The 12331-nt window shown below is 47.9% G+C and carries 13 protein-coding genes; 4 read left to right on the top strand and 9 right to left on the bottom strand.

What is annotated here, in order from left to right; genetic code table 11:
• Positions 1–41: 41 nt before the first annotated feature.
• Complete coding sequence (locus tag AC5JLB_RS01120) at positions 42–182, bottom strand: hypothetical protein (RefSeq protein WP_495872014.1); 141 nt, start codon at positions 180–182, stop codon at positions 42–44.
• A gap of 312 nt (positions 183–494) precedes the next feature.
• On the opposite strand from AC5JLB_RS01120, the gene AC5JLB_RS01115 reads away from it, so the two are divergent.
• A complete protein-coding gene (locus AC5JLB_RS01115) occupies positions 495–965 on the top strand; it encodes a hypothetical protein (RefSeq protein ID WP_495872013.1) in 471 nt (156 codons plus the stop codon).
• 5 nt (positions 966–970) lie between these two features.
• On the opposite strand, the gene AC5JLB_RS01110 is transcribed toward AC5JLB_RS01115, so the two are convergent.
• The 3 genes from AC5JLB_RS01110 to AC5JLB_RS01100 form a co-directional block, all read right to left on the bottom strand.
• Positions 971–1993 carry a glycosyltransferase family 2 protein gene (locus AC5JLB_RS01110; RefSeq protein WP_495872012.1) on the bottom strand — a complete coding sequence of 341 codons (1023 nt, stop codon included), beginning with the start codon at positions 1991–1993 and terminating at the stop codon, positions 971–973.
• A 74-nt stretch (positions 1994–2067) separates the two neighbouring features.
• On the bottom strand, positions 2068–2658 hold the full coding sequence (locus AC5JLB_RS01105) for a Uma2 family endonuclease (protein WP_495872011.1): 591 nt from the start codon (positions 2656–2658) through the stop codon (positions 2068–2070).
• Positions 2659–2690: 32 nt separating this feature from the next.
• Entirely contained in the window at positions 2691–3434 is a 744-nt protein-coding gene (locus AC5JLB_RS01100; protein ID WP_495872010.1) for a C40 family peptidase, read from the bottom strand.
• A gap of 28 nt (positions 3435–3462) precedes the next feature.
• Here AC5JLB_RS01100 and AC5JLB_RS01095 point away from each other — a divergent pair, with 28 nt between their 5' ends.
• Complete coding sequence (locus AC5JLB_RS01095) at positions 3463–4398, top strand: serine hydrolase (protein ID WP_495872009.1); 936 nt, start codon at positions 3463–3465, stop codon at positions 4396–4398.
• A 303-nt stretch (positions 4399–4701) separates the two neighbouring features.
• Here the strand turns inward: AC5JLB_RS01095 and AC5JLB_RS01090 are convergent, their stop codons facing one another.
• Complete coding sequence (locus AC5JLB_RS01090; protein ID WP_495872008.1) at positions 4702–5190, bottom strand: VOC family protein; 489 nt, start codon at positions 5188–5190, stop codon at positions 4702–4704.
• A gap of 380 nt (positions 5191–5570) precedes the next feature.
• Between AC5JLB_RS01090 and AC5JLB_RS01085 the strand changes: the two genes are divergently transcribed.
• Positions 5571–6266 (top strand): RNA polymerase sigma factor, encoded by a 696-nt coding sequence (locus AC5JLB_RS01085; RefSeq protein ID WP_495872007.1) that lies wholly within the window; start codon positions 5571–5573, stop codon positions 6264–6266.
• Between the two features lie 15 nt (positions 6267–6281).
• Positions 6282–7319, top strand: a complete 1038-nt coding sequence (locus AC5JLB_RS01080) for a tetratricopeptide repeat protein (RefSeq protein WP_495872006.1) — start codon at positions 6282–6284, stop codon at positions 7317–7319.
• Positions 7320–7334: 15 nt separating this feature from the next.
• On the opposite strand, the gene AC5JLB_RS01075 is transcribed toward AC5JLB_RS01080, so the two are convergent.
• The 4 genes from AC5JLB_RS01075 to AC5JLB_RS01060 all read right to left on the bottom strand — a co-directional run bounded on the left by AC5JLB_RS01075 (position 7335) and on the right by AC5JLB_RS01060 (position 12304).
• On the bottom strand, positions 7335–9110 hold the full coding sequence (locus AC5JLB_RS01075; RefSeq protein ID WP_495872005.1) for an N-acetylmuramoyl-L-alanine amidase family protein: 1776 nt from the start codon (positions 9108–9110) through the stop codon (positions 7335–7337).
• 323 nt (positions 9111–9433) lie between these two features.
• Positions 9434–10519: a sensor histidine kinase gene (locus AC5JLB_RS01070; RefSeq protein WP_495872004.1), complete on the bottom strand. Its 1086-nt coding sequence runs from the start codon at positions 10517–10519 to the stop codon at positions 9434–9436.
• Positions 10520–11674, bottom strand: a complete 1155-nt coding sequence (locus AC5JLB_RS01065; protein WP_495872003.1) for an FIST signal transduction protein — start codon at positions 11672–11674, stop codon at positions 10520–10522.
• 228 nt (positions 11675–11902) lie between these two features.
• Positions 11903–12304, bottom strand: coding sequence for an FHA domain-containing protein (locus AC5JLB_RS01060; RefSeq protein WP_495872002.1), 402 nt, complete (start codon positions 12302–12304; stop codon positions 11903–11905).
• Positions 12305–12331 lie beyond the last annotated feature (27 nt).

Here is a 12331-nt window from a genome sequence, read left to right as displayed (position 1 = left end):
GATTTGAGTTTGGATTATCGATCTAGGCACTAACAACAGATCTATAGCACTACCCGGTTACCCGACGACGGTAGAGACGCGATTAATCGCGTCTCTACGACGACAAACCACAATACCCATCGATCGACCCATTCCGGCGGCGTAACCGCCAACCACAACCCGATGTTGTCCAACGATTCCATATCAAAAATCATCCGCTGGTACAAAGGACGATGCAAATTTGAAATCTGTAAAACCCTACCTGAATTCGCGTGGCAACCTCGATTTCATGACCACATCATTCGAGACCCCGCCGCCTTCAATCGCATCCGCCAATACATTCAAACCAATCCGAAACGCTGGAAAACCGATAAACTCTATCGTTGATTGCCATAATCAACAAGCACACTTCCACAACCTCAATCGAAGTTGCTTTGCAGTAATCGCGCGATCGCTGTCAATCCACTACACACCACAGGGCACTCTGAAAAAACGCATTCTACTTGCCCATACCTATGTCGCAACTCACTTCTTCCTGGCACTTCGATTCGCAAGACAGCTATGTTCCCGTATCTCACAACGGCTCCACCGTAGGCTTTTGCAAACCCAACTACGCCAAACACATCGTCAACCAACTCTCTGAACTAGAGCGAGTGCAAAAAGCATTACATCAAGCCTGCTACGACCTCATTGCTCGCACAGGCGGCAATTCCGATGTGAACGAAATGGTACAGCGCTATCTCAACAACACCAATCGTCCCCTAGCCGGAACCGCGATGATTGCCTCTTTGTTAAAAGAGCGCCAGCAAAATCTCGACCTCAACAATGATGAATTTGCCAAGTTCTGTGATTCCTATCGCCTCTCCATCCCAGAACTCCGCGCCATCTACGCTGGAGAAGAGATCGAGAGCTATCAACTTTCTCCCTTGTCGCGCATTCTCGGAACCACGATCGACGACTTGATCGCAGCATGGAAAGGAGAATAGCGAATCTATAAACGCGACTCCTTAGGAGCGCCCTCTTCTGTTCGTCCAACGACTTCTCTAATTCGGTAAATCGGGCGTCCTTGGGACTCGTGATAAGTCCGCATCGAAATCTCTGCCACTAATCCAAAGCTAAATAGATTGAGTCCAGCGAGGAATAAAACAACCGCCAAAATCAACAACGGACGCTGACCGATGCTTTCTCCAAACCCAAGTTTGAGGATTGCGAGATAGAGCGCGATCGCGCTTCCGGTCAACAGCGACACCACCCCAAACAAGCCAAACACATGCATCGGGCGAGTGAGAAACTTCCGCATAAATGACACCGTGAGCAAATCCATCACCACGCGGAACGTGCGATCGAGTCCATATTTGCTCTGACCAAAGCGACGAGAATGATGCTTCACGGGCACTTCAGTAATTCTTGCCCCCTCAATAAACGCCAGAGCAGGCAAAAAGCGATGCAACTCGCCGTACAGATTCATATCCGCCACCAGTTCAGAACGATACGCTTTGAGCGAGCAGCCGTAATCGTGTAGCTGCACTCCGGTCACTTGTCCGATCAGCCAATTGGCAATTTTTGAAGGGATTACCCTAGTAACCGCAGCATCCTGTCGATTCTTCCGCCAACCGCTCACTAGGTCGTAGCCATCTTCTAATCTTTCTAGCAGCATCGGAATATCGCTTGGATCGTTCTGCAAATCTCCGTCTAGCGTCACGATCACCTTTCCTCTCGCCTGACTAAATCCAGCGGCCATCGCTGGTGTTTGTCCATAGTTGCGGCGCAAAATCACAGCTTTTAGATCGGTGCGCGCGATCGCTTCTCGCTTCAACAACGTATCTGAGCCATCCTTCGACCCATCATCGACACAGATGATTTCGTAGCTCAAGTTGTGCGCGGTGAGGCTAGTTGCGATCGCGTCGAGCAAACTCGGAATGCTCTCTACCTCGTTGTAGATCGGCACAACCACAGAGAGATCGGGCTGGAGCGTAGAAGACGGCACACCGCTTTGGAGAAGAGAAGGATTCATGTAGATGATGGGCTTGAGATCGCAAAGGTGAAAAGAATCACAGTTCAGATTACTCTATCAGTAACCAATCCAGATTACTTGCTTTGAATAGCCCTACGAAACTCTTGAGCGGCAGCAAGTCTAGAGGTTTGAGCAATTAAGACACATCGGGCGAGCAACTCAAAGTCAAGGTCTGCTAGTTCAGGAACTTCGCTGCAATCGATTCGCTCGTAAGCATCCCGACGCAAGCGGTACAAGCTGAATAGCCCATCTTCCCAAAACCAAACTTCAGGAACCTCTAATAATCTATAGCGCTCCAGCTTACTGACTCCTCCAGAGGTAAACACAACCTCAATCGAAAAATCAGGAATAGGTTTCAAACTTCCAATACAGTAAGACTCATCTGCTTGCGCTGACGCGATACCTTCTTTTTCCTGAGTAACTGCGCCAGTGGGGGCAAATTCAATCTCTTTTTCAAGAAAGAAGATTTCGATCAGCATCCCAATAATGCTTTTAAAAAATTCGTGTTCTGACCCAGGCATGAGAATCTCAATTGTGCCGTTATAGAAGAATAAGCGAACTCCTGGAGAACCTTCAAAGCCTTTTTGAATCAGCTTAAACTGTTCCCACGATCGACCGGGATGAATCGTACGCTGGTCGCTCGTTTGACCAATTAACTGTGTCATAACGTTAGCCTCGCTTCCAGTGGTGTCCTTGCCTATCTAAATTTATCATTTGCTTCAGAACCATTAGGCTGATAGCTTTCTACAACTCGTCCAGCACCGCGCCACTGAAGATAGTAGTTACGACTGACATCATCGCACTCAAGCGACAACTCACTAATGCCAATTCCATTCAGTCCAATGTCTCTCCCAGAACTGTGAATGTATCGGTTATCGCCTAAATACAATCCCACATGCTTTGCTTTTTCGGGCGATCCAAAAAAGACTAAATCTCCCGCTATTAAATCATCCTGTTCAATCGGTCTGACGAAGGCTTCTTGCTGATACGCATCTCGCGGTAGCCGAATGCCAACAGAGGCAAACGCCGCTTGCATTAGTCCAGAGCAATCGTAATTGGGAGCAACCGTTCCGCCCCAGAGATACCGATTTGGAACAGACATAGCCACGTGGGTAAATGTGATCGCGCCCTCGATGCGATCGCGAATCTCACACTCGGTTAAAACCGGAGCGACATAAGCCTCACTCACTTCCTCTAAATGCTGTAAATCCTTTGGATCAAGCCATCCTGGATAGTCGTCCTCGCAAAGCCGAACGTGAATCGAAGAGGTGGAGGTTAGAATTTTAAGATATCTGCCAACGGCAGCTTGAGTTGCAAGTTCGCTCAGTTGCGGGGAGTTGTAGAGATTTAAGTTGGCTTTGGTGAGATACTGCATTGAGATGACTGAAATTGAGATGACTGAAACAGGATACAGGGTATAGGTTACATGGTTTTTTCCCATACCCTACCCTCGACACCCCATTCCCGCCATGACTTTCTTCCACAAAGACACTCAACTCGAATCCTTAGGCGATCTCATCCTCGACTCGACATTTGCCGAATTTCCAGGACTCGCATGCAACCAACTGGCAATGACATGGATTGTCTACGATCCACCTGTGTTTGTGAATACGGGAGGCGCGATCGCACCAGAAGATTTTTGGCAGCGACCCGTACGCGGCTATGCTTACCGGGGCGTAGAAAACGTTTATCCGGCGAGTGTGGTGAAGCTGTTTTATCTAGTGGCCGCGCACGAATGGCTTGAGCGTGGCATGATTCCTGCCTCGGCAGAACTCGATCGGGCACTCCGAGACATGATTGTAGACTCTAGCAACGACGCCACAGGTTACGTCGTTGATGTGCTAACCGGAACCACTGGAGGACCTGAAATCCCGGATGCGCCGTTTGAAACCTGGAAATCTCAGCGCAACATTGTAAACCGATATTTTCAGTCATTGGGCTGGGACGAACTGGCAACCGTGAACATCAACCAGAAAACGTGGTGTGATGGACCCTACGGGCGAGAACGAGCGTTCTACGGCGAGAATTTTGAGAATCGCAACATGCTAACCACCAATGCAGCAGCGCGATTATTACACAGTATTGTAGGCGGAGTCGCTGTGACCCCGGAGCGATCGCGCCAAATGATGACCTTAATGCAGCGATCGCTGAACCCTGCCGACCTCGACGCCGACCCTGAAAATCAAGTGACTGGATTTGTCGGTGCAGGCGTGCCGCCACAGACAGGGGTGTGGTCAAAAGCCGGACTCACAAGCCAAGTTCGGCACGACGCAGTTTATGTCGAGTTTCCCAATGTCCGACCTTATCTACTGATAGTTTTTATAGAAGGAAAATCGCACAGCACAAATGAAGCAATCCTTCCTTTTGTGTCGTCGCAAGTTTTAGAAGCAATGAAAACACTGTGACTGTTTTAACCGTGAATTTTCTAAAAAGGTAAAATACTATTTCTTAAGCAACGCTTTATACAGTTTTAAACCTAGTTTTTCGACACAATAACAATGTGTCCTAGAGTCAAATCACCATAACTCCTCCGCTCCTATGGGGCGGATTTTTGTGAGTATTGGTAGCGTGGGTATGGCGACATCACTTTAGCTTCCGTAGGAGAATGTTCTCCTTTAAACAAGTAATTGAATCTGAGAAATATCAGGCAATAAAAAAGGAGCAAACCCTGGTTTGCTCCTTCCAAATAATGGTTATCAACAGAGTTTTTAGTTTGCAACTTCTGCAAGCTCAATTACCCGTCCCGCATAGTCTTTAACTAGAAAATTAAGCGGTTTCTCGCGGCGAATTTTGTGCTTCAAGCCGCGCGTTTGAACTCTTAGCAGAATTTGATCGAGACAATCGCGATCGAAGCAAACATGGCGATCGCGCTCTTTTTCACCCAGACTTGCGCCCGAAATCACGTGGAGTTGAGTATTTTTCTTGAGCTGATACCACAGTCCATCATTACCATTTCCACGAGCCGTTGTGCTGCCCATGCTGCTAGAAAGATACATCGGGTCAATTCCAGCCGTTCCTAGAGATTGCTCATAGTTGTAATAGTAATGAAGTGGAATCTCAGCAATCGGCAGACTCAACATGCCTTCATAAAAGTCTCGTGCCCCTTCTACGTCTGACACCATAACTGTGTGAACTTTAGGCGCACTGGTCAGAAACATCCACATCGCAACGGCATACGCACCAAGGAGCATAACCATGATGCCTTGCGTAGAAAATAAAGTATCCATCATAAATTAAGTTACTGGCGCGAGAGGCTTACAAACGTATCTACAGCTTAGCTACTAGTATTGCGGAGCTACTTCATTCTAACAAGGGGACAAACGCAGATCCGTAAGATTTGGAGGGTAAAGCATTGAAGCAGGAAGAGTCTTCAAAAAAATAAGAAAGTTCATAAAGTGAGGAAACTTGAAGCGGCTAAAAAACTTAGAGGCAAAGCTCAGATCCCTCTTATTCCTGGCTTTCTCGCGCTTCATGTCTCCAGTTCTTCATTTTGGTTCTCAAGAAACTTGAGCCATTTGCCAAAAGTCACTGTTATATAGTAAGTGGCATTTTCGAGTAGTTCTTCTGAGATAAAGCTGTGCCCATTCCAACCTTTCCAGAAGCTGATCATCCGATCATTAAGTCCCTATTTCACTACAACGACCAAGAGCTTTTAACGCTATACCAGCGTTATCCTGACGCTGGGCAGTACTTTGTAGCGTTGTTCTGCCGCTACAGCCCGATGGTGTATACATTGATTCAGCACGCGGCTAAATCACCTGTTCAAGCAGATTACTTGTTTGCACTAATTTGGCGGCATGTGTTTCACGAATTAGTTGGCGTTGATCTCCGTGCCTTTAGTGACGGGGGAGGCACATTTCAGGGCTGGCTGTTGGCTGTGACGGCCTCTGGAATCAATGATGCAGAATTGCCTCCGGTTGAAGAAATTCATTACAACTTAAAAGCGGCTTCTCCGCCGTTCTGGTGTTATCTCGATCGCGCCTTGGCTCAACTGCCTGCCGCGACCCGATTGATGGTACTGATGGCACAGACGTTTCACTGGAGCGAAACTCGGATTTCGGCTTACCTACAAGCCGAAGGAGAGGACGTTCCACCAGAAGAGGTGAAGAGACATTTGCAGGAAGGCTATCGACTGTTAGAAAATAATCTACCGGATGACATTAGAGAGATTTACATGAGTGGGCACTCTAAGCAAGAACCTGTGCAGTTTGATCGATCATTCAATGGGTCAAATGCGCTGGACGACAGCTTAAAAGAACTCGAATTTTTCTAATGGTGGAGGTTGACTATGGCAAGGATGGCTCGATTTGCAGTGGGACTGGTTTCCGCTTCTGTTTTAGCAGGTGCAATCGGGCTTCCGAGCAGGGCAGCCGATCTGACTCAACAACTAAATTCAGATTCTAAGGGAGCGCAAAGAACCCTCCAAAGTGAAGCCGATCGCGAGGTGCGACTCGGCACTCAACAGCAACAAATTGGACAGGTGGACAGTGCGATCGCATCGTGGCAACGGGCGATCGCACTCTATCATCAGATTGGAGATGTAGAGGCTCAAGGGCGCGTCTATGACCTATTGGGCTATACCTATGCTAAGGTCGGACAGTTAGCCAACGCGGATGATGCCTTTCGGCGCAGACTTGCGATCGCGCGCGACAACCAAGATGTCCAAGGTCAAATTTACGCTCTGAACAACATTGGCACGATTTTGGTGCAGAGACGCAGCCTGCTCGAAGCCCAAAAGACGTTTGCAGAAGCGCTGAACGTTTCCCAGCAGATTCGGCACACCGTAGGACAAGGCCTCTCGTTGAGCAATCTCGGCTTGGTGTCTTATCTGCAAGGTCAGTATCAAAAGGCGATTGGGCAGCTAGAGCAAGCGAGAACATTTCGCGGGCAGTCCAAAGATCTGATCGGGGAAGCGAATACGCTGAGTAATTTAGGGGATGCTTACCAAGCGATCGCAGATTACCGCGCGGCTTACATTGCCCATCGTCAAGCCTTGTTCTTGGGGCAGCAAGGCTCAAATCGGCCCACTCAGTTTCGAGCATTAGATGGGATGATTGCTTCCTATCGAGGACTAGGGCAAGATGCTAATTTAACGGCTGCCCTCAACGAACGACTGGCACTCGCTAGCACAGACAACGATTCGATGCAGGTGCTAACTTCTCTTAAAGCGATCGCACAATATCACCGTCAGAAAGGCGACATGGTGGGCGCAAAAAATTACTATGAGCAAGCGTTAGAGATTGCGCGATCGCTGAATGCAACGCAAGATCGAGAGTTCTTAATTACGCAAATTGGAGCGCTGAACTCTCGAAAGTTTTTGCGTTAGAGGAATCGTGGTCGTCTACTGAGTTTGCATAAGCCACTCCGTGACCCCATCTGCCAGCGCGATCGCTAACTTCTCTTGCTCCTTGCGATCGCGAATCCACTCAAACTCATCAGGATTGATCATAAATCCTAGCTCCAGCAGCACCGATGGCGTTACGGTCGGGCGGGTCAGCGCTAGATTGTTCCAGAACACGCCATAAGATGGGCGGTTAAGGGTCTTGACCAAATAGCTGTGCAAGAATTCTGCCAGACTTTGCGATTGAGTTTGATACCAGAACGCCGCAACCCCTTTAGTTTTAATCGCATCGCCATCATCTGGGAGCGCATTGTAGTGAAGACTCAGCGCGATCGCGGGTTCTACTTTCGCGATCGTGGCTAGACGTGGTGGCAAATCCAAGTCAATATCAGCGGTGCGAGTCATGACAACCGTTGCTCCTCGCTTCACCAGTTCTTGACGTAATAACTGACTCGTCAACAGGGTTACATCTTTTTCTGGGTAGCCCGTTGGTCCTCTCGACCCTTGATCTTCAGGTCCGCCATGTCCAGGGTCAAGCACAATCTTGATTCCTTTGAGGGCAGACGTGCTGCGAACATTCGCTCGGCGCTGCTGCGGTGGATGCTTTAGCGACAGAATTAGCGTTGTTCCTTCGTAACGAAGTTTATATCCCCACTGTTGATTGGGTTTTAAGCGAATACGATATTCGACTTTATTTGGCTCTATTTGTTGCCAGTCTAATCTAGCAATCACTGGCTCATTTGCTAATCGAATCGTATCGGTTTGCGCTGTTGTGTTGTAAAGCGTGAGATTAAAGACTTTATCTTCTTGCTGAACAGATACCGGAACCGGGGTTTGAAGCGGGAATAGAACTTCTGTCCAGTCTCCAACGACCCGCGACGTAATGCCACGAATGAGGGACTTAACCGGAACCGAGCTAGGAACAGCTTTCGTCTCACTCGCTTTGATCCAACCGCCATAGTCTAACCGTAGCCACTCTCCCTCTCGACCCGTCACAGTGGCGCGAGTTCCCTTGGGTAACGGGGTAAGGCGCGAATAATCGGTGCTTGCTCCCGTTCGTGCTGCTCCTGGGTCCGCCGTTACCTCTACAAGGTCTAGCTGCGTGGGCGCGAGAATGGTGATCTTTCCAGAAGCAGCTTGGGCGAAACTTGCTCCATTCAGATTGAGAAGATACTGCGGTTGACCCAATTCGCCTGCGGTCTGAGCCGTCGTGCAGCCTGCATACTGCCCTGAATCTTTAGTCGTCGTCGGCTGGGTTAATCCGGTGAGAACGCCAGAGTTAGCCGGGAGATTTGCGATCGCCGTTTGACGCTGTAGCGGAATGATGCGATCGCTCAGTTTGACCGAAACTAACGCATTGGAAGGTGCGATCGCGCTAAAGCAAATCAGTTCTCCGGGCGATCGAGTGATATCCACAGCAGGCATTAGAGAATCTTGACCAAAAGTTGCCCCTTGAGGTGCAGGCGGCTCTGTTGAAGTGCGCGTCACTTTTAGCTCAACAGCTTGCTCTCCGTAGCGCACAGTAAACGGGTTATCTCCTACCACAAGCGGAAAACTCGGCGCAAAATGTCCTGCTTGACTGCGAGAAATCACCTTACCATTGACTGAAACCTCACCCTTGATCGGAGCCGTTCCAATCAGAAAGATTTGCTTCGCCGTCGTCTGATGATCTTTCGGTGGATAAACGATGTTGAGCGACTGATTTGCTCCCGCCGAAGTCACTATGATGACAGTCATTGCGATCGCCAACAACACAGAACCTAAAACTCTTTTCATGCCAAAACGCAACGAAGTAGAGATAAAGTAACACGAGAGTAAGACAGTTTTACAATAAAGCTGTTGAAGTAACGCTGTTGAAGCTGAACTACGGCGATGTACTTAACTAAACTCAAAGGCAGCATTGTCCCAACTCAGACTTTACGGGACTGGATTCTATGCTTATTCTTGCGCCCAAGTATAGAAATCAGTGACCAGTAATGGAGCCAGATCGATCTGCAAAATGTAGTTGAAGAGATTAAATCTTTCCTAAATCTCTGACGACGAGATCTTTCTACTTGTGAAAACTCAGTACGAACATATTATGGAGCGGAGTAGAAGTGTTAGAGCGCACTTTGAATTTGCTGCTTAATTGGAATTTGAATCACAAACTCCGTTCCTGTTGCAGCACTGGATAAACACTCCAACTTGCCACCGTGCTTTTCAGTCACGATCTGATAACTAATCGACATTCCCATGCCCGTGCCCTTACCAATAGGCTTGGTCGTGAAGAATGGATCAAAAATCTTCTGCTGAATGGCTTCGGGAATGCCAGGTCCGTTGTCTGAGATCGTTACCTGCACCCACTGAGTATCCACAACCTTAGTGCAAATTGTGATCCGATTAGATTGATCTTGAATACCCCGATCCGTTCGATCAACGTTCACTTCTTCTAGAGCGTCGATCGCGTTTGCCAAAATGTTCATAAAGACTTGATTCAGTGGACCAACGTAGCATTCAACCAGAGGCAAATCGCCATAGTTCTTTGTGAGTGCGATCGCAGAATGCTTTGGTTCGCCTTTCAGGCGATGCTGCAAAATTAGCAGCGTGCTGTCAATGCCTTTGTGAAGATCCACAGCTTTGTATTCGGCTTCATCCATGCGTGAGAAATTGCGCAGCGACAGCACAATCTGGCGGATGCGATCGGTGCCGAGTTGCATAGAATCCAGTATCTTCGGCAAATCTTCTTGCACAAATTCCAGATCGATTGCCTCTGCCTTAGCTTCAATTTCAGCTGTCGGATTCGGATAGGAGTTTTGGTAGAGTTGCAAAAAATCTAGCAGATTTTGAGCATGTTCCTCTACATGAGATAGGTTGCCGTAGATAAAGTTGACTGGATTATTAATTTCGTGCGCCACCCCTGCTACTAATTGTCCCAAACTGGACATTTTTTCTGTTTGTACTAATTGAGCATGAACACGATTGAGATCTATAAGCATCTGTTCTAGCTCACGGCGCTGTTCTTCCAATGCCCTCTGGGAGTCTTTTAGCTCCTCAATGACCTGTCTCAGTAACGTTTCCTTCTTCTGATTAGTATCTTCAAGCTGAAGACAAGTGGCTTCCGCCCGCTCTAGCTTCTTTCGCAAGATGCGATTTTCTTTTTCTAGCGCCTCTATCGTTACCTGCTGCTCCATTGCCTCTGACAACATTTATGCTTCTCCTAATAGCAATGTGATAAACGTTTCATTGTGAAAGTGAGTCGGCTCTTTCTGTACCAATGGCGAGAGTTCACCATTGGTATAAAACCCACAGCTTGGTAGCGAATGGGGCAGACAGGTCTTGACGAGTTGATATTCCTCTTTGGTGCGACTGCCTAAAATCTGTCGCCGACCGGAACAAGAGAAGAACAAAGCGGCATCGGGTGCTTCTCCTGGATAACTCTCTAAGGCTTGCAGAGCTGAGGCTTTTGAAGCGGACAAAATTATGTCATGGGTTGTTTCAGTAATTTGTACTGTTACGTGCTCATGGACATCGCCAAAGAAGGTGATGCTACCACTAATAGGGTCATGGATACCACTAGGTGCCCGCATATAGTAATGCGCTCCATCAGCATTAAACACGGCTAGTGGATATTCAGCAGAGGGAGGTAAGGTTCCCAGGTAATGGTGATAAAACTCTAGAGCAGGTTTGTTATCGATTTCATAAACGACATTGCCCGCCGCTTTGGTGACGCACCCTGGTTTCCCAATGGGGTGCCAGCCACTAGCAACCCCATGAGAAAACAAGATGGCTCCTGAAAATAGGAGAACGGACACCGCATCACTGCACACTTCGGTTCCGCAGAACTGATAGGTCTGCTTTGCTCGCCACTGATCTGCTGTAAGTCCACCAAAAATAGGAACCTGTTCTCCAAGCACCTGATTCAAGCTGTCTAAAATTCGCCCTCCCCCGATCGTGAGGCTCTCCGCTATAGCAATGCAGAATTGCAAGGAGTCTGTATGAGTTACAGATGCCTGATGAATTGCGGTTTCAGTAGCCGCGATCGCATCTTGAGAAACCCTGCGTCCCATGCCAGCCGTTATCGTAATCGTGTCTGAGCAAAACAACATCAGGGTGAGTGAGTCTTGCTCAAAGCCTAGTACAGAAGAAATTTCTCCATCTGTTGTTCCACCAATCAATGCCATCCCCGGAAAGGTTTGGTCAATCTGATTCAGAATCAGGTCATGGTCAAAGTCAATCGCGGCAAATAATACTGCTGCCTGTGGAGTTGCTCCTGCTAGAGCGAGGTGACATTGCTCTAAAACTTCTATGACGGCAAATTGAGAATCTGGATCAATGCTATGCGCGACAACAACCTTTAACATGACCGCCTTCTCAAGAATGAACTAAACGGTTACTAACACTATGGCAGACACATCTTACCGATCAGGTTGCCCACTTTCTGACAAAAGAATAATCTGTGTTGCTCATCCACGCTAAATCTACCGTTTGATAGAGCGCGATTGTATTCATCGATACCCTACTACTCATTCTCGCTAAAAACACTTATCTATTTAGTATCTTATTTAGCAAAAAAATGTCTAAGTACAACTTTATAGATGATCTGGAACGACCGTATCTATAGCGCTAATGTCGCTAACTAAGCCGCCCTCGAGATTGAGTTGGTAATAGGTTGCCTTCACTTCTGGACCAAACACAATTTCATCCGAACTTTGCAGTTCGTGAGATTTTAGCTTACGTCCGTCAATCAGTAGGCCATTGACACTCGAACGTCCCTTTAGCGTGCCATCTACAATTCGGTAAAAGTAACTTCCATCTTCTCTAGGAAGCTGAATGAGGGTGGCATGACGACGAGAAACAAACTGCGAAAATAGGCAAATGTCGCATCTTGAATCCCGCCCAATCAGATACATAGATGCCGTTAGGGTAAACTCCCGCTGACCGCGATCGTCGTTAACCAAGAGCCGATGGATAAATTGAGGTTCTGAAGTCATACCGCCGCTCGCCGTTTGCCTATTGTA

The sequence above is a fragment of the Myxacorys chilensis genome (assembly GCF_059505265.1).
The sequence above is the reverse complement of the archived record's forward strand: the minus strand, read 5'-3'. Positions and strand labels throughout refer to the sequence as shown.